We start from the raw sequence: 21,491 nt of genomic DNA on the forward strand, positions 1-21,491 counted from the left end.
CCACGGGCGGGCTATTCGTGCGCGATGGCACCGAGCACGTTCAGTCGCGCGGCGCGGATCGCCGGCAGGACCGCCGCGACCACCCCGACCACGGCCGCCAGGCCGAGCAGGACAGCCATCCGCGACCACGGCAGCACCAGGTCGGTGATGCCGTCCTCACGCAGGGCCCGGACCACCGCCGCGCCGAGGCTGGTGCCGACGGCCAGGCCGAGCAGGGCGCCGAAGACCGAGATCACCACCGCCTCCACGATGATCATCCGCATGGTCTGCGCCCGGCGCAGCCCGATGGCCCGCAGCAGCCCCAGCTCGCGGGTCCGCTCCAGCACCGACAGCGCCAGCGTGTTCACGATCCCGAGGACGGCGATCAGGATCGCCAACGCGAGCAGGATCTGGATCATCGTGAGCACCTGGTCGAGCTGGCCGGCCTGCTGCTCGATGAAATCGGCCCGGTCGGCGACCGACACCGTGGGACTGTCCGCGAGCAGGGTCTCGACCTGCGGCATCACCTGGTCGACCGAGGCACCCGGATCGAGCTTCAGGTACGCCTGCGTCGGCTTCGGCGACCCGAAGTCGACCGCGGCCGAGGCCGGCAGCAGGAACCCGTTCAACAGCTGGGACTCGGCGTAGATACCGGTCACCGTGTACGTCCGCGCCTCGCCGCGGGACAGCTGTACCGGCACCGTGGCACCCACCGACAACCCCTGCTCCTTGGCCGTACCCGAGTCGACCAACAGCTGCTGCGGACCGAGCGAGTCGATGCTGCCGGCGGTCGGGGTGGCCCGGAAGATCTCCCGCAGCGCGGCGACGTCGTTGGTCGCCGTGATCCAACTGCGCTCCTGACCGACCTGTGCCTGGTCGACGTACATTCCGGCGACCATCGCCACGCCGGGTACGTCGGCGGCCCGGTCGAGCACCGCCGCGTCGAAGCTCGGCAGCCGGGCACCGCTCGGGGTCCCGGAGATCACCAGCTCGGCCTGGATGGTGTCCTCGGCCAGGGCGGTGATGCTGCTCTTCGCCGAGTCCAGGACCACGGTCACGCCGGTGACCAGGGCGATGCCGACCATCAGGGCCGCAGCGGTGATCGCGGTGCGGCGCGGGTTGCGACCCGAGTTCAGCCGGCCGAGCTTGCCCGGCACCGACCAGGCGAACAGCCGACCGAGGGCGGAGACCACCGGGCGGCTGATCAGCGGGGTCAGCAGCGCTATCCCGATGAACGACAGCAGCACCCCGCCGAGCACCGTCCACAGCGTTCCGCCGCCGGTGCTGCCGGTCAGCCCGAGCAGCAGCAGGGCGCCGCCGAGCGCGGACACCACCGCGCCGGTGACGGTGATCCTGGTCAACGGCCGGTCCGGTGTCGCCACGTCCTGCATCGCTGCCACCGGGGGAATCCGGGCGGCCCGCAACGCCGGCAGCACCGCCGCGACGAGGGTGACCACAAGACCGACGACGAAGGAGCTGATCACGGCGCTGGGCGGTACGCCGATCCCGGCCAGTTCGAGGCCGCCGGCGACCTGTCCGAAGACGTACGCCAGCAGGGCGCCCACGCCGATGCCGGCGAGCAGGCCGAGGGCCGAGGCGAGCAGGCCGATGACGGTGGCCTCGGTCAGCACCGAACTGATCACCTGGCGGCGGCTGGCGCCGATGGCGCGCAGCAGCGCCAGCTCCCGGGTGCGCTGGGCGACGATGATCGAGAAGGTGTTCAGGATCAGGAAGACGCCGACGAAGAGCGCCACGCCCGCGAATCCCAGCAGGATGTTGTTGAAGAAGCCGAGTGCCGCGTCGAAGCCGGCCGCCGCGTCGGCGGAGAGCTGTTCACCGGTCTTCACCACGTAGCCGTCGCCGAGGGCCGCCGACACCCGGTCCCGCAGCGCCGCCGGGTCGACCCCGTCGGCGGCCGTGACGGTGAGCTCCGTGTAGACCCCGGTCTGCCCGAGCATCGCCTCCTGCGCCGCCCGCTCGGTGAAGGCCACCTCCTGGACACCGCCGAGGCTGTCCCGGTCCCCGCTGTAGCCGAAGATGCCGGCGACGGTGAACTCCTGCCTGTCCTTGTGCGGGGTCAGCACGGCGACCCGGTCACCGACGGACAGCTTCGCCGCGGTGGCCACGGTCTGGTTGACCGCCACCTCGGTGTCCGCGGTCGGGCCACGACCGGCCCGGAGCTGGACCAGTTCGTTCTCCCCGTTCCAGTTGGATCCGATCTGCGGCGGCCCGAAGGAGGTCAGGGCCTTGCCGTTGCTGCCGATCACCTGGGCGCCGTCGGCGCCGGCGCTGCCGGTGGCCTGGGCCACCCCGGGCACCGCCCGGACCTGGTCCAGGACGGCGGCCGGGAACGGAGTCGCGACCTGCTCGCCCTCCATCTCGCTCATGTCGATCTTCGGCTTGGCGCTGACGCCGACGTCGGTCGCGGCGTACGCGTCGCTGAACAGGCCGTCGAAGGACCGGCTCAGCGTGTCGGTGAGGACGAACGCACCGGAGACGAACATGACACCGAGTACGACGGCGAGCCCGGAGAGAACCAGCCGGAGCTTACGGGCGAGCAGGCTCTTCAGGGTGGCGCGCAGCATCACTGACCCGCCTCGGTGAGCCCGTCCAACTTCTTCATGGTGTCCAGCACCGTGTCCGGGGTCGGCTCGACCAGTTCGGAGACGATCTGGCCGTCGGCGAGGAAGACGACCCGGTCGGCGTACGAGGCGGCGACCGGGTCGTGGGTCACCATCACGATGGTCTGCTGGTGTTCGGCGACCGAGCGGCGGAGGAAGTTGAGCACCTCGGCGCCGGACCGGGAGTCGAGGTTGCCGGTCGGCTCGTCGGCGAAGATCACCTCAGGTCGGGAGGCGAGCGCCCGGGCACAGGCGACCCGCTGCTGCTGACCGCCGGAGAGCTGCGCCGGCCGGTGGTTCAGCCGGTCGCGGAGACCGACCGTGTCCACGACGGTGGCCAGCCAGTCGGGATCGGGTTTGCGACCGGCGATGGAAAGGGGCAGCAGAATGTTCTCCTGCGCGGTCAGCGTCGGGAGAAGGTTGAACTGCTGGAATATGAAACCGACCTTGTCGCGACGGAGTTTGGTGAGACCCGCGTCACCGAGCCCGGTCACCGTCATGTCGCCGATGTGGATGGTACCCCGGGTGACGGAGTCGAGTCCGGCGAGGCAGTGCATCAGCGTGGACTTGCCGGAACCGGACGGTCCCATGATGGCCGTGAACCGGGCCCGTTCGAATTCGACGCTCACTCCCCGCAGCGCGACAACCTGCGCCTCGCCGCTGCCGTACACCTTCCATACGTCGTCCGCTCTGGCCGCCATCGCGGCACCTCGGGCCACCGTCGCCGTCACGTCATCTCCCCCTGATCAATGATCTTGCTTGGTCGGGCCGTGGCGATCCGGCCGCGTCATCCATCGTCGGTGCCGAAGGTGGTCGCGGCGTCCACCCGAGGGCGGAGCCCGACGCGGATTTCCCGGTGCGGGTCGGCCCCGATGACAGATCAGGGTTGTCCCTGACTGATACCGTTCGGTCAACGGACCGTTTCCGCCCGATTATCCATTCTTCTTCGATTGTCCGCAGCCGCTTCGGCTTCGTCCGCCACGGTTTTCCTGCCGTTCCCGATTGCGTCGCCGCCACGTCGCAATTCCGGCTCGGCGGCACACCGTCGTTCTCTTCCCACGGTATGCGCCGTACCCCGGTACGCCGTCGTACGTCGGAACGGTCTTCGGATCCGACCCACGCCGACTCGCACTCCTCCACGGGGAGGAGAGATACCGGCCCGGGCGGACGTCCCCTCGTACTTCGGGCGTACGCGGGACGGCTCCCCGGAGGATGCCGACCGACCGGGCGGCGCCGGGCCGACGTACCGGCCGGCGGTCGGGGACTGTCCGGTGACCGACGGGGACCGGGCCCGCAACGGGAAGGGAGGTCACGCCCCCGGGCGGACCAGACCCGTCTCGTACGCCAGCACGACCGCCTGCACCCGGTCGCGGAGACCGAGTTTGGTGAGCACGTGACCGACGTGGGTCTTGATGGTCGTCTCGCTCACCGACAGGACCCGGGCGATCTCCGCGTTGGACAGGCCCCGCGCCACCTGGACCAGGACCTCCCGCTCCCGCTCGGTGAGCACACCGATTTCCTTGGGCGGGGCGGCGGCCGGATCGGGCAGTGTCTCGGCGAAGCGGTCCAGCAGCCGCTTGAGGATCCGTGGCGCGACCACGGCCTCACCGGCGGCGACCGTCCGGATGGCGGTGACCAGGTCCTCGGCCGGTACGTCCTTGGCGAGGAAACCACTCGCCCCGGCCCGCAACGCGCCCACGACGTACTCGTCGAGGTCGAACGTGGTCAGGATCAGCACCCGGACCGGCAGTCGGGCGTCGACGATCGCCCGGGTGGCCGCGACCCCGTCCATCCGGGGCATCCGGATGTCCATCAGGACCACGTCGGGCAGCAGCCGCCGGGACAGGTCGACGGCCTCGACCCCGTCGCCGGCCTCACCGACGATGTCCAGGTCCTCCTCCGCGCCGAGCACCATCCGGAACCCGGTCCGCAGCAGCGGCTGGTCGTCTGCGAGCAGGACCCGCACCGGTCGCTCCGGGGCCTGTCCGTCCGTCATGCCGCCCTACTTTCCGCTTCGTTCGCTGATCGGCGCACCCAGTTGTTCCATCGGCATCTTGGCGTACACCCGGTAGCCGCCGCCGGGGCGCGGCCCGGTACGCAGGGTCCCACCGTAGAGCGCCATCCGCTCCCGCATGCCGACCAGTCCGTGCCCGACCCGGCTGCTCTCCGGCGTCGGACCCCGGCCGGTGTCGGAGACCTCGACGATCAGCCAGTACACCCCGAAACTCAGCCGGACCTGGGCGGTGGCCGACCCGGCGTGCTTGAGGGCGTTGGTGAGCGCCTCCTGCACGATCCGGTAGATGGTCAACGCCACACCAGGGTCCAGCGGCCCCGGGACACCGTCCACCCGGAGCGTCACCGGCAGACCCGCCTCCCGGACCTGTTCGACCAGGGCCTCGATGCCCGCGAGCCCGGGCTGCGGGGCGAGTTCGGCGGCCGGTTCGGCGTCGGTGCGCAGCACGTCCAGCAACCGGCGCAGCTCCCGCAGCGTGGTCCGGCTGGTCTCCTCGATGGTGCCCAGCGCGCCGTCGGTGGCCGCCGGGTCCCGGGGCAGTACCCGGCGCGCGCCGGTGGCCAGCACACCCATCACGCTGACGTGGTGGGCCACCACGTCGTGCAGTTCCCGGGCGATCCGCCGCCGTTCGTCGCCGACCGCCTGGTCGGCGAGGGCGCGCTGGTTCTCCTCGGCGACCCGGGCCCGCTCCTCCAGGGCCCGGATGGAGGCCCTGCGGGCGTGCACCGTACGGCCGATGAAGAAGCAGACCAGCGCCAACAGGACCTGGACGAACAGCACGTAGCCACGGGTGAGGTATCCGCCGGGCGGGGCGGGCCCGAGCAGTGCGACGAACACGGCCGGCGCCCAGATCAACGTCACGGCCAGCGCCGCCTGCCGCAGCGGAAAGCGGGACGAGGTGGTGTAGCTCAGCGCGACGACCGCCACCGTGGCGGTCACCGACCGGACCTCGCCCAACTCGGCGGCGAGCAGGAGTGGTGACACCAACAGCACCGCCGCCCAGGGCGCGGACCGGCGCAGCAGCAGCGGGACCGCGCAGGCCACGCTCCAGAGGAGCGCGGTGCCCCGACCGGCCGGGGCCAGCTCCGGATAGCCGGCGATGGTCTGCGCGGGATCGACCACCACGACCACCGTCTCGACCGCGACCGCGACCAGCGCCAACAGGGCATCCTGGACCAGCACCCGGGTCCGCCCGACGGGCCGGAACCGGTCCGGGGCGAACCGGCGGCGCCAATCCGGTCCACGGCCGGGTGCGGCCGTGGCCTCCGGGGCGTCGCTGCGGGTCATGCTGGCGACGGTATCCGCTGTTTCGCCGGACAGGTCATCGGCGACGGCGAAGCTAACCTCCTCCTTCAGGAGGAGACGGTCTCCTCCGGCTCGTCCGACCCGCGCTGACCCGGTGCGGTCCCGACCGGCTGGGCCGGCACCGTACCGGAGGTCCCGTCGGCCGTCCGCCGGCTGACCCGGGCCGGCGGCGCGACGGTCAGCGGCGGGACATCGGTCGCCGGTTCCGGGAAGGGCGGGGGAGTGCCGCCGAACGCCGGACAGTGCGCCTGGTGGTTGCACCAGTCGCAGAGCCGGCTCGGTTTGGGGCGGAAGTCCCGGGCGGCCGTGGCCTGCTCGATCGCCCGCCACAGTGCCAGCACGGTCCGTTCGAACCGGACGAGTTCGTCGGCGTCGGGGCGGTAGTCACAGATCTCCGCGTCCCTGAGGTAGAGCAGCCGCAGCACCGTCGGCACCACCCCGCGGGTCCGCCAGAGCACCAGGGCGTAGAACTTGAGTTGGAACAACGCCCGGGCCTCGAAGGCCTCGCGGGGCGCGCCGCCGGTCTTGTAGTCGACCACCCGCAGCGCGCCGTCCGGCGCGACGTCCAGCCGGTCGATGTAGCCGCGGATCAGCAACTGGTCGTCGACCACCGCCGAGACCAGGCTCTCCCGCTCTGCCGGCTCCAGCCGACGCGGGTCCTCCACGCTGAAGTAGCCGTTCAGCAGCTCGCGGGCGGACGCGAGGAACTCGGTCGGACCGGCGAGGTCGCCGGTGGGAAACAACTCCGCCAGTTCCGCCTGCTCGGCCACCAGCCGGTCCCACTCCGGCGCCACCAGGTCGGCCGCGGCGGTCGGGGTGCGCCGGTCGGCGGGCAGGTCGAAGAGCCGTTCCAGGACCGCGTGCACGAGCGTGCCGCGAACCTGCTCGGCGCTGGGGCGCTCGGGCAGCCGGTCGATGCTGCGGAAGCGGTAGAGCAGCGGGCAGGTCTTGAAGTCGGCCGCCCGGGACGGGGAGAGCGAGGCGGTGACCGGCCGGGCCGCTCCCGGGGGTTCCGGGTTCGTCGCCGTCTGCGTTGTCACCGTCTCCGCCGTCATGTCCGGAAGGCTATGCCACGGGTACGACGTGATCCCGGCCCACCCACCGCCGGGATGCCGTCCGGTCCTGGGTAGCCACCCCGATCGGTCGCGTCGACCCGGGCCGAACCGACGGGTGGTCCGGTCGGGGAGTTCCGTAGCATCGAAGCGGTGGAGGAACCCTCGCGACCCCGACGTAGCGGCACGAACCGGCGGAACGTCCTCGTCGTCGGCCGGGTGTTCGGCGTCCCCGTCCAGGTCAACGCCTCCATGCTGCTGCTCGCCGCCCTGATCACCCTGCTGTACGGCGGCGTCGTCCGGCAGCAGCTCGCGCTGTCGCAACTCGCCGGCTACCTCGTCGGGTTCGGTTTTGTCGTCCTGCTGCTCGGCTCGGTGCTGCTGCACGAGCTGGGACACGCGCTGACCGCGCGCCGGTACGGGATCGGGGTCCGGGGCATCACCCTGGAACTGCTCGGCGGCTACACCGAGATGGACCGGGACGCCCCGAGTCCCCGGGTGGATCTGCTGGTCTCCCTCGCCGGGCCGGCCGTCTCCCTGGTCATCGGGCTGGCGGCGGTGGGCGCGACGCTGGCCCTGCCGGACGGGACCCTGGTCAACCAGTTCGCCTTCCAGTTGGCGGCGAGCAATCTGCTGGTGGCGCTCTTCAACATCCTGCCCGGGCTGCCGCTCGACGGTGGGCGGGCGTTGCGGGCCGGGGTCTGGGCCGTCACCCGGGACCAGCACCTGGCGACCGAGGTGGCCGGCTGGTCGGGGCGGCTCGTCGCGATCGGCACCGCCGGCCTGGTCCTCCTGCTGACCTGGGTGGGCCTGCTGCCGTCCCAGGGGTTCGGGCCGGTGTTGGGACTGGGGCTGGTCCTGCTGGTGGCGGTCACCCTCTGGCAGGGTGCCGGTCAGGCGATCCGGGCGGCCCGGATCAGCCGGCGCTTCCCGCTCATCGACCTGTCCCGGCTGGCCCGCCCGGTCTTCCGGGTGCCGACCGGCACCCCGCTGGCCGAGGCGCAGCGTCGGGGCGCCGACGCGGGGCAGCCGGACTCGACGCTCGGTGTCGCCGACTCGTCCGGCCGGCTGGTGGCGCTGGTGGACCGGACCGCCGCGGCCGCGGTACCGGTCGAGCGGCGCCCCTGGGTGGCCGTGGACACCGTGGCACACGGGCTGGACCGGGTGCCGAGTCTGCCCGTCGGGCTCGCCGGCGAGCAGGTGATCCACGCGGTGCAGACCCACCCGGGCGCGCAGTACCTCGTGACGTCAGGCGAAGATGTGGTCGGCGTACTGCACGTCGCCGACCTGGCGCAGCTCCTCGAGCCGAACCGAAAGATGACTCAGTGACCGCACAGCCCACCGCCGTTTCCGCTGCCCGGCCCACCCCGACGCCGGCCCGTCGTGGCCCGTTCCTGCCCGGGGACCGGGTGCAGCTCACCGATCCGAAGGGGCGGATGCACACCATCACGCTGGAACCCGGCCGGTCGTTCCACACCCACCGCGGGGCGTTGGAGCACGACGCGTTGATCGGGCTGCCGGACGGCAGCGTGGTCACCTCGACCGGGGGGACCGCGTACCTCGCGCTGCGGCCGCTGCTCGCCGACTACGTACTGTCGATGCCGCGTGGCGCCCAGGTGATCTATCCCAAGGACGCCGCCCAGATCGTCGCGATGGGGGACATCTTCCCCGGCGCCAAGGTGCTGGAGGCCGGTGTCGGGTCGGGCGCGCTGACCTGTTCGCTGCTCCGCGCGGTCGGCCCCGACGGAGAACTGCACTCGTACGAACTACGTGAGGATTTCGCCGAAATCGCGCGCCGGAATGTGGAATCATTTTTCGGTGGACCGCATCCGGCGTGGACCTTGCACGTGGGGGACGTGGCGGACTGCCAGGAGTCCGGTTTCGACCGAATCATCCTTGACCTGCTCACCCCGTGGGAGGCGCTCGACCTGGTCGAGCGGGCGTTGCTGCCCGGCGGCGTCTTCATCGGTTACGTCGCGACCACGCCTCAGCTCTCGGAGCTGGTCGAGGCGTTGCGCGAGCGGGGCGGGTTCACCGAGCCGCGGGCCTGGGAGTCGCTGGTGCGGGACTGGCACGCGGACGGGCTCGCCGTACGCCCGGACCACCGCATGATCGCGCACACCGCGTTCCTGGTCTCCAGCCGGCGCCTCGCGCCCGGCGTCACCGCTCCGCCCCGCCGGCGCAAGCCGAGCAAGGGTGCCGAGGCGTACGCGCTGCGCCGGCAGCAGGCGCGGCAGGCTGCCGAGACGGCGCCGGGCGGCGCTGCCGAATGAGCGAGGAGGTGGTATGAGCGAGCGTGGCGAGCGAATCGGCCGGCTCAGCGTGGTAGCTCATGACGCCGCCGAGCGCAGCGAGGAGGCGGCATGAGCCGACCGGCGTTCGGTGGTGGCGGGGAACTTCCCGCCGTCTTCCCGGACTGGTCGCCGTACCAGGACCTGGAGTCCGCCGCCCGGGCCTACCTGCGCGATCCGGACGTGGCGATGGAGGCGCTCAGCGGCGTGCTTCGGGGCGCCTCGGTGCTCGGGTTCACCCTGGAACGGTTCGTCAACGAGGTGAACGGGGTCTGGCAGGAGGTCGCGATCTGCGACGGCAGCCGGCTGATCCTGTGGCACGGCGAGGACGTGCCGCCGGACGACGGGCCCGCCGGTTCGATGACCTCTTCGCTGCGTGTGGTACCGGTGTCGACGGTGAGCGAGGTGGGTTGCCGGCGGCGGTTGAGTCGCAGTCCGAACGGCCAGATCCGGGTCGACAGCATCGACGTCTACCTGCTGCTCAGCTCGCTCGACGAAGGCGTACCCGGCGACGAGGCGCACGCGCCGCCCCGGCACGACGCCCTCCGGTTCGGCAAGACGCTCGACGACGGCGGGGCGGGACAGATCGCCCGGCTGGAGGAGTTCGCCCGCCTGGTCGCCTCGGTCGTCGGCCGGCCGATGCTCTGACCGGCCGCCGTGGCCGTCCCGGCTGGGACGTATCCGGCCCGCGTCCGGGGCCGACGCCCGGTCGCCGCTCCCCGTGGCCGACGCCGTCGGTGACCCGGCCTGGTCGGTCCGGTGGTGCCACTGTTGCCCGTCGGCCGGTCCGGTGGTGTTGCCGTTGCCCGTCGGCCGGCCACGTCGGTGTTCCGGGCGAAGGCGGCGGTGTTCTCGGGACGACCGGCTGCCGTCGTCAGCCGGGTGGTCCCGATGTCCGCCCCGTCCGGTGCGAGCTGCCCGAAACGGGCTCCGCGGAGCCGCCGGGAACGGTCATAATGATCATGTTCACCGTGATCGGGTGATCAAGGTTCGGCGACGAGGGTGTTGCGTGGAACCGAATCAGCGTCATAGCGGTTAGTGTTAGGTCAGAACGTTCAAGCCCCCGGGGAGGTGGGACGTGGCACGCAGCGACGACGCGGACTCGCGCGCCGCACGGTGGGAGAAGGAGGCCCACGATCTCTCCACCCAGGTCGCGTTTCTTCAAGAGGAACTCGCTCTGGTGCGGCGCAAGTTGACCGAAAGCCCTCGACACGTCCGGCAGCTTGAGGAACGGCTGTCGGCGACACAGGCCCAACTGGCTCGGCTCACCGAGAACAACGAGCGGCTCGTGAACACGCTCAAGGAGGCACGCGCCCAGATCGTCACGCTCAAGGAGGAGATTGACCGGCTGGCGCAGCCACCCAGCGGTTATGGTGTCTTCCTGGCCCGGCATGACGACGGGACGGTGGACGTCTTCACCGGTGGCCGCAAGCTACGGGTGGCCGTCTCGCCGTCGCTCGACGCGGCGGAACTCCAGCGTGGGCAGGAGGTCCTGCTCAACGACGCGCTGAACATCGTCGACGCGTTCGGCTTCGAGCGGGTCGGCGAGGTTGTCATGCTCAAGGAGGTGTTGGACAACCCCTCCGGCGGCGCGGGCGACCGGGCCCTGGTGATCTCGCACGCCGACGAGGAGCGGATCGTCCACCTCGCCGAGTCGCTGATCGGCTCGGCGTTGCGGGCCGGTGACTCGCTCATGATCGAACCTCGCTCGGCGTACGCGTACGAGCGGATTCCGAAGAGCGAGGTCGAGGAACTCGTCCTCGAGGAGGTACCGGACGTCGACTACGGCGACATCGGTGGCCTGCAGCCCCAGATCGAGCAGATCCGGGACGCCGTCGAGTTGCCGTTCCTGCACGCCGACCTGTTCCGTGAGCACCAACTCCGGCCGCCGAAGGGCATCCTGCTCTACGGTCCTCCGGGCTGCGGCAAGACGCTGATCGCCAAGGCGGTGGCGAACTCGCTGGCCAAGAAGATCGCGGAGCGGCGCGGCGAGGAGAAGCACACCAGCTTCTTCCTCAACATCAAGGGCCCTGAGCTGCTCAACAAGTACGTCGGCGAGACCGAGCGGCACATCCGGCTCATCTTCCAGCGGGCCCGGGAGAAGGCCGGCGAGGGCACTCCGGTCATCGTGTTCTTCGACGAGATGGACTCGGTCTTCCGTACCCGGGGTTCCGGGGTCTCCTCGGACGTGGAGAACACCATCGTTCCCCAGCTGCTCAGCGAGATCGACGGTGTGGAGGGCCTGGAGAACGTCATCGTGATCGGGGCGTCCAACCGGGAAGACATGATCGACCCGGCCATCCTGCGCCCCGGCCGACTCGACGTGAAGATCAAGATCGAGCGTCCGGACGCCGAGGCGGCCAAGGACATCTTCTCGAAGTACATCCTCACCGGTCTTCCGTTGCACCCCGACGACCTGGCCGAGCACGGCAACGACGCCTCGGCGACGGTGGCCGCGATGATCGAGGCCGTGGTGCTGCGGATGTACTCGGAGACCGAGGAGAACCGGTTCCTCGAGGTCACCTACGCCAACGGTGACAAGGAGGTCCTGTACTTCAAGGACTTCAACTCGGGGGCGATGATCCAGAACATCGTCGACCGGGGCAAGAAGATGGCGATCAAGGAGTTCCTCTCCTCCGGGCGCAAGGGGCTGCGGTTGCAGCACCTGCTCGACGCCTGCGTCGACGAGTTCCGGGAGAACGAGGACCTGCCGAACACCACCAACCCCGACGACTGGGCCCGGATCTCCGGCAAGAAGGGGGAGCGGATCGTCTACATCCGTACCCTCGTCTCCGGTGGCAAGGGCGCCGAGGCCGGACGCTCCATCGAGACGGCGAGCAACACCGGCCAGTACCTGTAGACCGGACCGGCATGGTGGGCGCCGCGAACGCGGCGCCCACCATGCTGTCCGGCGCTTTTTCTTCCAGAGGTGACCCGGGCGGGGCGTACCGTGGTCGTGTCGACACGCCGGGCGAAGATTCCGGCGGCGGGGCGGACTACGCTCGACGCCATGGGCGAGCGAAGCGAGGCGGCGGCATGAGCGAGCGTAGCGAGCGAATCGGTTGGCTCAGTGCGGTGGAGCCTCGTGGCGACGCGGGGCGGAGCGAGGTGCCGGCATGAGCGTACGGCGGATCATGGGCACCGAGGTCGAGTACGGCATCTCCGTGCCGGGTCAGGCCGGTGCCAACCCGATGGTCACCTCGTCGCAGGTGGTCAACGCCTACGGCGCCCGGCCCGAGTTGGCCCGGGGCGGCCGGGCGCGTTGGGACTACGAGGAGGAGTCCCCGCTGCGGGACGCCCGGGGGTTCACCTACTCCGGCGCCGCGTACGACCCGGCCGAGGCGCTGGCCGACGAGGACCTGGGGTTGGCCAACGTCATCCTCACCAACGGCGCGCGGCTCTACGTCGACCACGCCCACCCGGAGTACTCGACGCCCGAGGTGACCAACCCGCTCGACCTGGTCCGCTGGGACAAGGCGGGGGAGCGGGTGATGGCGGAGGCGTCCCGTCGGGCGGCCACCATCCCCGGTACCCACCCGATCCACCTCTACAAGAACAACACCGACAACAAGGGCGCCAGCTACGGCGCGCACGAGAACTACCTGATGCGCCGGCAGACCCCGTTCGCCGACATCGTGACCTACCTGACGCCGTTCTTCGTGACCCGGCAGATCGTCTGCGGCGCCGGCCGGGTCGGCATCGGTCAGGACGGCTCCCAGACCGGCTTCCAGATCTCCCAGCGAGCGGACTTCTTCGAGGTCGAGGTCGGCCTGGAGACGACGCTGAAGCGGCCGATCATCAACACCCGGGACGAGCCGCACGCCGACGCCGACAAGTACCGCCGGCTGCACGTGATCATCGGCGACGCCAACCTGTCGGAGATCTCCACCTACCTCAAGGTCGGTACGACCGCACTGGTCCTGACCATGATCGAGGAGAAGGCCCTCAGCCCGGACCTGTCCATCGCGGACCCGGTGGGCGAGTTGAAGGCGGTCAGTCACGACCCGTCGCTGACCCACCGGATCCGACTGCGTGACGGCCGCCGGCTGACCGCACTGGACCTGCAGTGGGCCTACCTGGAACGGGCCCGTTCCTTTGTGGAGCAGCGGTACGGCGACGACGTCGACCCGGACACCACGGACGTGCTCGACCGCTGGGAGAGCGTGCTGGACCGGCTGGGCCGCGACGTGATGCTCTGCGCCGGTGAGCTCGACTGGGTCGCCAAGCTGCGGCTGCTGGAGGGCTACCGGGAGCGGGAGAAACTCGGCTGGGCGTCGCACAAACTGCAGCTCGTCGACCTGCAGTACTCCGACGTACGGCCGGAGAAGGGGCTCTACCACCGGCTGGTCAGCCGGGGCTCGATGGCGACCCTGCTGCCCGAGGAGGTGACCCGCTCGGCGATGACGGAGCCGCCGGAGGACACCCGCGCCTACTTCCGGGGCCGGTGCCTCGCCCAGTACGCCTCCGAGGTGGTGGCGGCGAGCTGGGACTCGGTCATCTTCGACGTCGGCCGGGAGTCGCTGGTCCGGGTGCCGATGATGGAGCCCGAGCGGGGCACCCGCAAGCACGTGGGTGCGCTGTTCGACCGGTGCGCGAGCGCGAAGGACCTGCTGGAGACCATCACCGGCGGCTGACCGCCACCGGCTCGGGACGGAAGATCGAATCCGGGCCGGACGGTGGGCCCTGACGGCCGGGTTTCGTCGTCCATCCGAGGTAAGTTTCTCGCAGGCGATCGTGGAGGAGGCACCAGATGGCTACCCGTGACACCGGCGGTCAGTCGCAGTCCGGCAAGTCCCGCCGGGACGAGGAGGTCGACGAGGTTTCGGCCGAGGCGAATCCGGAGGTCGCCGAGCGGCACGCCGAGATCACCGAGGATGTCGACGACCTGCTCGACGAGATCGACTCGGTACTGGAGGAGAACGCGGAGGAGTTCGTCCGGGGCTACGTCCAGAAGGGTGGACAATAGGCGTAGCGCGGCACCGGCCCGGGCGTGGTGTGCCCCGTCCGGTCGGGTGTGACGCCGTCAGTGTGCCCGCCGCGGGTCCGGTGCGGTCCGACGCCGCGCCGGGCACCACGCCGGACCTGGGGTGTTCCGTCCGGCCTCGGACACGCTCGACCGCCCGCGGCGCCGGCCACCCGGAGCGGTCCGTGGCCCCGCAACACGGGGACCGAGATCATCGCACCGGATCGGTCCGGACGATACTCTGCTTCAACCGCAACGCCTCGCCTCGGCCGGCTCCGCGTTCGACGTGGCGGCGCCGGGCGACGCGATGACATACCTGAGAGGAAGCACGTGGCGGCTTTTGATCCCACCGGGCGTCTACCAGACGTGTTCCTCAACGTGGGCACGTCCTCGTTCACCCAGTTCCTCGGCATGGCGGCGCCCGACCTGCTGCCCGGTCGCAGGCCGCTGCCACCCGGGTCGGCCGCCGACATGGTTCCGCACGCCACCACCATCGTCGCGCTGACCACCGCCGAGGGCGTGGTGATGGCGGGCGACCGGCGGGGCACGATGGGCAACCTGATCTCCAGCCGGGACATCCGCAAGGTGCACCCGGCCGACGCGTACTCGCTGATCGGCTTCGCCGGCACCGCCGGCATCGCCCTGGAGATGGTGCGGCTCTTCCAGGTGGAGCTGGAGCACTACGAGAAGATCGAGGGGGCGATGCTCTCCCTCGACGGTAAGGCGAACCGACTCGCCGCGATGATCCGGGGCAACCTCGGCGCGGCGATGCAGGGACTCGCGGTGATCCCGCTCTTCGCCGGATACGACCTCGCCAGCACCGATCCGGCGAAGGCGGGACGGATCTTCAGCTTCGACGTCGCCGGCGGACCGTACGAGGAGACCGGCTACGACGGGATCGGTTCCGGTTCGCTCTTCGCGAAGGCGGCGCTGAAGAAGCGCTACCGGCCGGGGCTGAGCACCGAGGAGGCGATCCGGTTGGCCGTCGAGTCCCTCTACGACGCCGCCGACGACGACAGCGCCACCGGCGGCCCCGACGTCACCCGCCGGATCTACCCGGTGGTCATGACGGTCACCGCGGAGGGCACCAACCGGCTCTCCGACGCCGAGGCGGCATCGGTCGCCGAAGCGGTGGTCGCCGCCCGGATGGAGAACCCGGGCGGCTGACGCCGCCGTTGTTGCCCGCAGCCCGCCGTCAGCGTTAACGGTAAGGAGAACCGCCGCCGTGGCCATGCAGTTCTACGCGTCCCCCGAGCAGATCATGCGCGATCGCTCCGAGCTGGCCCGCAAGGGCATTGCCCGGGGCCGGAGCGCCGTGACGCTCAGCTACGAGGGCGGGGTGCTCTTCGTGGCGGAGAACATCTCCACCGCCCTGCACAAGGTCAGTGAGATCTACGACCGGATCGCCTTCGCGGCGGTCGGCCGGTACAACGAGTTCGAGAACCTGCGTCGGGCGGGAGTGCGGATGGCCGACGCCACCGGGCTCAGCTTCGACCGGCGGGACGTGACCGGCCGGGCGCTGGCGAACGCGTACGCCCAGACGCTGGGGGCGATCTTCACCGAGCAGTCGAAGCCGTTCGAGGTGGAGATCTGCGTCGCCGAGGTCGGCGCCACGCCGGACGACGACGAGCTGTACCGGATCACCTACGACGGCTCGGTGAACGACGAACCCGGCCGGATGGCGATGGGCGGACAGGCGGAGGCGGTCACCGGCGCACTGCGCGAGGACCACCGGCCCGAGATGTCGCTCGACGACGCGGTCCGGCTCGCCGTCCGGGCACTGGGCAGCGTCGGCGGCGAGGGCGGCGCGCCCCGCACCATCGCCGCGAGCCAGCTCGAGGTGGCGATCCTGGACCGGCGCCGGGTGGGCCGGACCTTCCGCCGGATCACCGGGGCGCCGCTGGTGGCCCTGCTCAACGGGACGTCCGCCAAGGCCGACGGCGGTGAGTCGGCGTCGGAACCGAAGGCACCGGCCCCGGGTCCGGACAAGCCGACCGAGTCCGCGGCCTCCGCCGACCTGGAGAACAAGGGCGGGGCGTCCGCCGGCACCGACGAGTGACAGACCACGGGCACGGCGTCCGGGCTCCGCGCCGGGCGCCGTGCCCGTGTCCGGGCCCGGGTGTGATCCGGTAGCCTCACGAGTATGACTCGGCGTGTGACGGTCAGCCTCCCCGACGACGTGGCCTCCCGACTCGAGGCGGAACCCAACGCGTCCGCCTACGTCACCCAGGCCGTCCGGGACCGGATGGCCCGGGAACGGACCGCCCAGCTCCTCGCCCAGCACGGGTTCCCGATCACCGACGAGGGTCGGGAGCGGGCCCGGCAGCGTCTCACCGACGCCCGGGAACGGATGACACACGCCCGCTGGGACCAGCTTCGTGAGGTCGGCCGGAAGCCGGCCGCGTGACGGGCGGAGTCGAGGGGATCCGGCTGGTCCTGGACACCTCCGCGATCATCGCCTACGCGAACACCTCGATCGCGGTCGGGGAGACGATCGCCGAGGTGGTGGACGAGGGCGGCCGGTTCGCCGTCCCGGTCGCCTGCCTGGCCGAGGCGTCCCGACTCGTACCGGAGGACCGTGCGGCGGGTGTGCTGCTGCTGGTCGAGCATCCGTGCGCGTACGTCACCCCGATCGGGGCCACGGACTGGCAGGTACTGGCCGAGTGGACCCGGATCCTGGGCCGGCTGGACGCCGCCTCGGCGCTGATCGAGGCGATCGACTGGACGGCGTACGTGTTGACCGGGGAACCGAAGGTGTACGGCAGCCCGGACGAGATGCCGATCATCCCGATCTGACGCCGGGTTCGTCGGGTGACGGCCGTGCACCGCGTCGACGGCTGTCCGCAGCGGTGCGGGTGCACCCGCTAGCCGGCGACCAGCGGCGGTACGCCGGACGAAGGGTCCACGGCGGCGCCGGGTGGCGGTACCCGCGGCGAGGCGGCGCCGAGCAGCGGGCCGCCCGGCCGCAGCGCCTCGGCCAGCTGCGCCCGCCAGTCCGGCAGCGGGGGCAGCCCCGCCCGGGCCCAGCCGTCGTGCCCCAGCACGCTGTACCCGGGACGGCGGGCCGGTCGGGGGAACCGGTCACTGCTGGTGGGCCGGATCCGGTCCGGGTCCAGACCGCTGCGCCGGAACACCTCGCGGGCCAGGCCGTACCAGGTGGTCCGGCCGGCGGCGGTGCCGTGGTACGCGCCCGGCGGAGCGACGCCCCGACCGGCCGCCTCGGCCAACTCGACCAGCCGCCCGGCGAGCGCGTACGACCAGGTGGGCTGGCCGTGCTGGTCGTCGACCACGTCGAGGTGCGGACGCTCGGCGGCCAGCCGGAGCATCGTGCGGACGAAGTTCGGGCCGTGCGCGCCGTACAGCCAGGCGGTGCGGACGACGTAACCGGTGTGGGGCAGCAGTCGGAACACCGCTTGTTCACCGGCGAGCTTGCTGCGGCCGTACGCGTTGACGGGTGCGGTCGGCGCGTCCTCCGGGTAGGGCTGCGTGGCGTCGCCGGCGAAGACGTAGTCGGTCGAGACGTGCAGCAGCCGGGCACCGGTTTCGGCGCAGGCCCGGGCCAGGTGCGCCACGCCGTCCCCGTTCACCTCGGTGGCGTCGGCCTCCCGGCTCTCCGCCCCGTCCACGTCGGTCCAGGCGGCCGTGTTCAGTACGACGTCGTGTCCGCGCACCGCGACCCGGACCGCCGCCGGGTCGGTGACATCCAACTCGGCCCGGGTGGCGGCGGTGACCTCCGCGTCGGCCCGGCCGGCGAGCACCGTCACCAGATCCCGGCCGAGCAGACCGCCGGCGCCGGTCACCAGCCAACGGGCTCCGGTCATGTAGCGGCCGGCCCGGGGTGCGTCACCGCCGGGTCGAGGCGCTCCTTCAGCGGTTCCCACCAGGCACGGTTCTCCCGGTACCAGGCGACCGTCTCGGCCAGCCCGCGGTCGAGGTCGATCTGCGGGACGTACCCGAGCTCTTCGGTGATCTTGGTGATGTCGAGCGAGTAGCGGCGGTCGTGTCCCTTGCGGTCGGCGACCGGGGTGACCCGGTCCCAGTCCGCGCCGCAGGCGGCGAGCAGCCGGGCGGTCAGCTCGCGGTTGGTGAGTTCGGTGCCGCCGCCGATGTGGTAGACCTCGCCCGGCCGGCCCTTGTCCTGGACCAGCGCGATGCCGACGCAGTGGTCGTGGACGTGCAGCCAGTCCCGGACGTTGCCGCCGTCGCCGTAGAGCGGCACGGTGCCGCCGTCGAGCAGGTTGGTGACGAAGAGCGGAACGACCTTCTCCGGGAACTGGTACGGCCCGTAGTTGTTGGCGCAGCGGGTCAGCACCACGTCCATGCCGTACGTCCGGTGGTAGGCGAGCGCGAGCAGGTCGGAACCGGCCTTGGTGGCCGCGTACGGGGAGTTCGGCGCCAGCGGCTGGTGCTCGGTCCAGGATCCGGAGTCGATCGAGCCGTAGACCTCGTCGGTGGAGATGTGCACGAAGCGCCCGGTGCCGTGCCGGAGCGCGGCGTCCAGCATGATCTGGGTGCCGAGCACGTTGGTGGAGACGAACGGCGCCGCGCTGGCGATCGACCGGTCGACGTGGGACTCGGCGGCGAAGTGCACGATCACGTCGTGCCCGGCGACCACCTCGTCGACCAGCGCCGGGTCGCAGATGTCGCCGACGACCACGGTCAGCCGCGGATCGTTGCGTACCGGGTCGAGGTTCGCCAGGTTGCCGGAATAGGTGAGCTTGTCCAGCACGGTGACCGCGCCGGGGTCGAGCCGCGGACCGGTGCCGGTCAGCAGCATGCGTACATATTCAGACCCGATGAATCCGGCTCCACCGGTTACGAGGATCCTCATGAGTCGGGAAGTCTACGCGGCGCGGGTAAATCCTGGCCGCATTTCGTCGGCGAGCCGGGGAGTCGGCGATCCGACGGAAAAGCCGCCGGATCGTCGACAAGTCGGTAGCCTGCGCCAATGCGCGGAATCCTGTTGGCCGGCGGCACCGGCTCGCGGCTCTGGCCAATCACGCAGGCCGTTTCGAAGCAGCTCATGCCGGTGTTCGACAAACCAATGATCTATTACCCGTTGTCCACGTTGGTAATGGCCGGAATACGGGAAATCCTCATCATCACCACCCGGGACGACCAGGCGCAGTTCCGGCGGCTGCTCGGCGACGGCGCGCAGTGGGGCCTGCGCCTGGAGTACGTCGTGCAGCCGACTCCGGACGGCATCGCCCAGGCGTTCCTGCTCGGCGAGGAATTCCTGGCCGGCGACTCGGTGGCCCTGATCCTCGGCGACAACATCTTCTACGGCGGCGGACTGGGCCGCAGTCTGGCGCTGCGCGAACCGCCGGACGGGGGCCGGATCTTCGCCTATCCGGTCGCCAACTGCGAGGGTTACGGGATCGTCGAGTTCGACACCGACGGAACGGCGTTGTCGATCGAGGAGAAGCCGGAGAAGCCGAAGTCGCGATACGCCGTACCGGGCCTGTACTTCTACGCCGGTGACGTGGTGGAGATCGCCAGGGGACTGACCCCGAGTGAACGGGGCGAACTGGAGATCACCGCGGTGAACCAGACATATCTGCGCCAGGGACGTCTCCAGGTCACCGCCCTGGACCGGGGTACGGCGTGGCTGGACACCGGAACCTTCACCTCGCTGATGCAGGCCGGCGAGTTCGTTCGGGTGATCGAGGAACGGCAGGGACTGAAGGTCGGCTGCATCGAGGAGGTGGCCTGGCGCAGCGGGCTGATCAGCGACGACCAGCTCCGGGACCTGGCCCAACCGTTGACCAGGAGCGGGTACGGCGAGTACCTCTTCGGCATCCTGGATGACCCCGGCCGGTGACCGGTTTCCCGCGGACCCGGACAACGCCCACCGTCCGACAGTGACCAATCGGCCCCTCGGGCGACTAATCTCCAACCATGGAACGGCGAATCTTCGGTCTCGAAACCGAGTACGGCGTCACCTGCACCTATCGCGGCCAGCGCCGCCTGTCTCCGGACGAGGTCGCACGGTACCTCTTCCGCCGGGTGGTGTCCTGGGGGCGGTCGAGCAACGTCTTCCTGCGCAACGGAGCCCGGCTCTATCTCGACGTCGGGTCCCACCCCGAGTACGCCACGCCCGAGTGTGACTCGGTCGCCGACCTGGTCGCCCACGACCGGGCCGGCGAACGGATCCTGGAGGGCCTGCTCGTCGACGCGGAGAAGCGCCTGCACGACGAGGGGATCGCGGGCGAGATCTACCTGTTCAAGAACAACACCGACTCCGCCGGCAACTCGTACGGTTGCCACGAGAACTACCTGGTTTCCCGACACGGCGAGTTCGGCCGGCTCGCCGACGTACTGATCCCGTTCCTGGTGACCCGCCAGCTGATCTGCGGTGCCGGCAAGGTCCTGCAGACCCCACGGGGCGCCGTCTACTGCCTGTCCCAGCGTGCCGAGCACATCTGGGAGGGGGTCTCCTCGGCGACCACCCGCAGCCGGCCGATCATCAACACCCGGGACGAGCCGCACGCCGACGCCGAGCGCTACCGACGGCTGCACGTCATCGTCGGCGACTCGAACATGAACGAGGTGACCACCCTGCTGAAGGTCGGCAGCGCCGACATCGTGCTGCGGATGATCGAGGCCGGGGTGGTGATGCGGGACCTCTCGCTGGAGAACCCGATCCGGGCGATCCGGGAGGTCTCGCACGACGTCACCGGACGCCGCAAGGTCCGGCTGGCCTCCAACAAGGAGATCAGCGCGCTGGAGATCCAGCAGGAGTACCTGGCCAAGGCGACCGAGTTCGTCGAGCGGCGCGGCGGCGACCAGACCGCGAAGCGGGTGGTCGAGCTCTGGGGCCGGGTGCTGCGGGCGGTGGAGACCGGCAACCTCGACCCGGTGTCCCGGGAGATCGACTGGGTGACGAAGCTCCAGCTCATCGAGCGTTACCAGCGCAAGAACGACCTGCCGCTGTCGCATCCGCGGATCGCCCAGATGGATCTGGCGTACCACGACCTGCGCCGCGGCCGGGGCCTCTACGGGCTGCTGGAGCGCCGTAAGCAGGTGGACCGGATCGCCACCGACCCGGAGATCTTCGAGGCGAAGGAGACGCCGCCGCAGACCACCCGGGCCCGGCTGCGCGGGGAGTTCATCCGGCACGCCCAGGAGAAGCGCCGGGACTTCACCGTCGACTGGGTCCATCTCAAGCTCAATGACCAGGCGCAGCGCACGGTGCTCTGCAAGGACCCGTTCCGGGCGTACGACGAGCGGGTCGAGCGGCTGATCGCGAGCATGTGACGCACGGAC

19 protein-coding genes are annotated in these 21,491 nt (G+C 70.8%); 12 read left to right on the top strand and 7 right to left on the bottom strand.

The window, feature by feature from the left end; all coding sequences use genetic code 11:
• Positions 1–11: 11 nt before the first annotated feature.
• From V1633_RS15605 to V1633_RS15625, 5 genes are all read right to left on the bottom strand, one after another.
• Complete coding sequence (locus V1633_RS15605; protein WP_331215205.1) at positions 12–2,564, bottom strand: ABC transporter permease; 2,553 nt, start codon at positions 2,562–2,564, stop codon at positions 12–14.
• Positions 2,564–3,331 carry an ABC transporter ATP-binding protein gene (locus V1633_RS15610; protein ID WP_331215031.1) on the bottom strand — a complete coding sequence of 256 codons (768 nt, stop codon included), beginning with the start codon at positions 3,329–3,331 and terminating at the stop codon, positions 2,564–2,566. Before V1633_RS15610 ends, V1633_RS15605 begins: the two co-directional genes overlap by 1 nt.
• A 578-nt stretch (positions 3,332–3,909) precedes the next feature.
• Positions 3,910–4,596: a response regulator transcription factor gene (locus tag V1633_RS15615; protein ID WP_331215032.1), complete on the bottom strand. Its 687-nt coding sequence runs from the start codon at positions 4,594–4,596 to the stop codon at positions 3,910–3,912.
• A 6-nt stretch (positions 4,597–4,602) separates the two neighbouring features.
• Positions 4,603–5,901, bottom strand: coding sequence for a sensor histidine kinase (locus V1633_RS15620; RefSeq protein WP_331215033.1), 1,299 nt, complete (start codon positions 5,899–5,901; stop codon positions 4,603–4,605).
• A gap of 65 nt (positions 5,902–5,966) precedes the next feature.
• The gene (locus tag V1633_RS15625; protein ID WP_331215034.1) at positions 5,967–6,974 is read right to left on the bottom strand and encodes a RecB family exonuclease; all 1,008 of its coding nucleotides are present in this window, start codon (positions 6,972–6,974) and stop codon (positions 5,967–5,969) included.
• A gap of 216 nt (positions 6,975–7,190) precedes the next feature.
• On the opposite strand from V1633_RS15625, the gene V1633_RS15630 reads away from it, so the two are divergent.
• The 10 genes from V1633_RS15630 to V1633_RS15675 all read left to right on the top strand — a co-directional run bounded on the left by V1633_RS15630 (position 7,191) and on the right by V1633_RS15675 (position 17,021).
• A complete protein-coding gene (locus V1633_RS15630; protein ID WP_407952029.1) occupies positions 7,191–8,300 on the top strand; it encodes a site-2 protease family protein in 1,110 nt (369 codons plus the stop codon).
• Entirely contained in the window at positions 8,297–9,244 is a 948-nt protein-coding gene (locus tag V1633_RS15635) for a tRNA (adenine-N1)-methyltransferase (protein WP_331215035.1), read from the top strand. Before V1633_RS15630 ends, V1633_RS15635 begins: the two co-directional genes overlap by 4 nt.
• 90 nt (positions 9,245–9,334) lie before the next feature.
• Complete coding sequence (locus tag V1633_RS15640; protein WP_331215036.1) at positions 9,335–9,910, top strand: hypothetical protein; 576 nt, start codon at positions 9,335–9,337, stop codon at positions 9,908–9,910.
• A gap of 430 nt (positions 9,911–10,340) precedes the next feature.
• On the top strand, positions 10,341–12,122 hold the full coding sequence (arc, locus tag V1633_RS15645; RefSeq protein ID WP_331215037.1) for a proteasome ATPase: 1,782 nt from the start codon (positions 10,341–10,343) through the stop codon (positions 12,120–12,122).
• 256 nt (positions 12,123–12,378) lie between these two features.
• Positions 12,379–13,896, top strand: coding sequence for a depupylase/deamidase Dop (dop, locus tag V1633_RS15650; protein WP_407952020.1), 1,518 nt, complete (start codon positions 12,379–12,381; stop codon positions 13,894–13,896).
• A gap of 116 nt (positions 13,897–14,012) precedes the next feature.
• A complete protein-coding gene (locus V1633_RS15655; RefSeq protein ID WP_331215038.1) occupies positions 14,013–14,228 on the top strand; it encodes a ubiquitin-like protein Pup in 216 nt (71 codons plus the stop codon).
• Between the two features lie 363 nt (positions 14,229–14,591).
• Positions 14,592–15,392, top strand: a complete 801-nt coding sequence (gene prcB, locus V1633_RS15660) for a proteasome subunit beta (protein WP_331215208.1) — start codon at positions 14,592–14,594, stop codon at positions 15,390–15,392.
• Positions 15,393–15,450: 58 nt separating this feature from the next.
• Entirely contained in the window at positions 15,451–16,284 is an 834-nt protein-coding gene (gene prcA, locus V1633_RS15665) for a proteasome subunit alpha (protein WP_331215039.1), read from the top strand.
• An 84-nt stretch (positions 16,285–16,368) separates the two neighbouring features.
• Positions 16,369–16,632 (top strand): hypothetical protein, encoded by a 264-nt coding sequence (locus V1633_RS15670; protein ID WP_331215040.1) that lies wholly within the window; start codon positions 16,369–16,371, stop codon positions 16,630–16,632.
• Complete coding sequence (locus tag V1633_RS15675) at positions 16,629–17,021, top strand: hypothetical protein (protein ID WP_331215041.1); 393 nt, start codon at positions 16,629–16,631, stop codon at positions 17,019–17,021. The genes V1633_RS15670 and V1633_RS15675 overlap by 4 nt, the downstream gene beginning before the upstream one ends.
• A gap of 68 nt (positions 17,022–17,089) precedes the next feature.
• On the opposite strand, the gene rfbD is transcribed toward V1633_RS15675, so the two are convergent.
• Both rfbD and rfbB read right to left on the bottom strand, forming a co-directional pair.
• Entirely contained in the window at positions 17,090–18,046 is a 957-nt protein-coding gene (rfbD, locus tag V1633_RS15680) for a dTDP-4-dehydrorhamnose reductase (RefSeq protein WP_331215042.1), read from the bottom strand.
• Entirely contained in the window at positions 18,043–19,056 is a 1,014-nt protein-coding gene (gene rfbB, locus V1633_RS15685) for a dTDP-glucose 4,6-dehydratase (RefSeq protein ID WP_331215043.1), read from the bottom strand. The genes rfbD and rfbB overlap by 4 nt, the downstream gene beginning before the upstream one ends.
• Positions 19,057–19,173: 117 nt before the next feature.
• Here rfbB and rfbA point away from each other — a divergent pair, with 117 nt between their 5' ends.
• Together rfbA and pafA are read left to right on the top strand one after the other, a co-directional pair.
• Positions 19,174–20,046, top strand: a complete 873-nt coding sequence (rfbA, locus tag V1633_RS15690; RefSeq protein ID WP_331215045.1) for a glucose-1-phosphate thymidylyltransferase RfbA — start codon at positions 19,174–19,176, stop codon at positions 20,044–20,046.
• A gap of 77 nt (positions 20,047–20,123) precedes the next feature.
• A complete protein-coding gene (gene pafA, locus V1633_RS15695) occupies positions 20,124–21,482 on the top strand; it encodes a Pup--protein ligase (RefSeq protein WP_331215046.1) in 1,359 nt (452 codons plus the stop codon).
• The last annotated feature ends 9 nt before the right edge of the window (positions 21,483–21,491 follow it).

This window comes from Plantactinospora sonchi, assembly GCF_036422035.1.
GTDB classification, from domain to species: domain Bacteria; phylum Actinomycetota; class Actinomycetes; order Mycobacteriales; family Micromonosporaceae; genus Plantactinospora; species Plantactinospora sonchi.

What these genes read in the sequence shown, in the direction of transcription:
- V1633_RS15625 (WP_331215034.1), bottom strand. Translation starts at nt 6,974, where the DNA reads ATGACGGCGGAGACGGTGACAACGCAGACGGCGACGAACCCGGAACCC.
- V1633_RS15615 (WP_331215032.1), bottom strand. Translation starts at nt 4,596, where the DNA reads ATGACGGACGGACAGGCCCCGGAGCGACCGGTGCGGGTCCTGCTCGCA.
- V1633_RS15620 (WP_331215033.1), bottom strand. Translation starts at nt 5,901, where the DNA reads ATGACCCGCAGCGACGCCCCGGAGGCCACGGCCGCACCCGGCCGTGGA.
- rfbB (WP_331215043.1), bottom strand. Translation starts at nt 19,056, where the DNA reads ATGAGGATCCTCGTAACCGGTGGAGCCGGATTCATCGGGTCTGAATAT.
- V1633_RS15655 (WP_331215038.1), top strand. Translation starts at nt 14,013, where the DNA reads ATGGCTACCCGTGACACCGGCGGTCAGTCGCAGTCCGGCAAGTCCCGC.
- V1633_RS15605 (WP_331215205.1), bottom strand. Translation starts at nt 2,564, where the DNA reads ATGCTGCGCGCCACCCTGAAGAGCCTGCTCGCCCGTAAGCTCCGGCTG.
- rfbA (WP_331215045.1), top strand. Translation starts at nt 19,174, where the DNA reads ATGCGCGGAATCCTGTTGGCCGGCGGCACCGGCTCGCGGCTCTGGCCA.
- V1633_RS15670 (WP_331215040.1), top strand. Translation starts at nt 16,369, where the DNA reads ATGACTCGGCGTGTGACGGTCAGCCTCCCCGACGACGTGGCCTCCCGA.
- dop (WP_407952020.1), top strand. Translation starts at nt 12,379, where the DNA reads ATGAGCGTACGGCGGATCATGGGCACCGAGGTCGAGTACGGCATCTCC.
- pafA (WP_331215046.1), top strand. Translation starts at nt 20,124, where the DNA reads ATGGAACGGCGAATCTTCGGTCTCGAAACCGAGTACGGCGTCACCTGC.
- rfbD (WP_331215042.1), bottom strand. Translation starts at nt 18,046, where the DNA reads ATGACCGGAGCCCGTTGGCTGGTGACCGGCGCCGGCGGTCTGCTCGGC.
- V1633_RS15640 (WP_331215036.1), top strand. Translation starts at nt 9,335, where the DNA reads ATGAGCCGACCGGCGTTCGGTGGTGGCGGGGAACTTCCCGCCGTCTTC.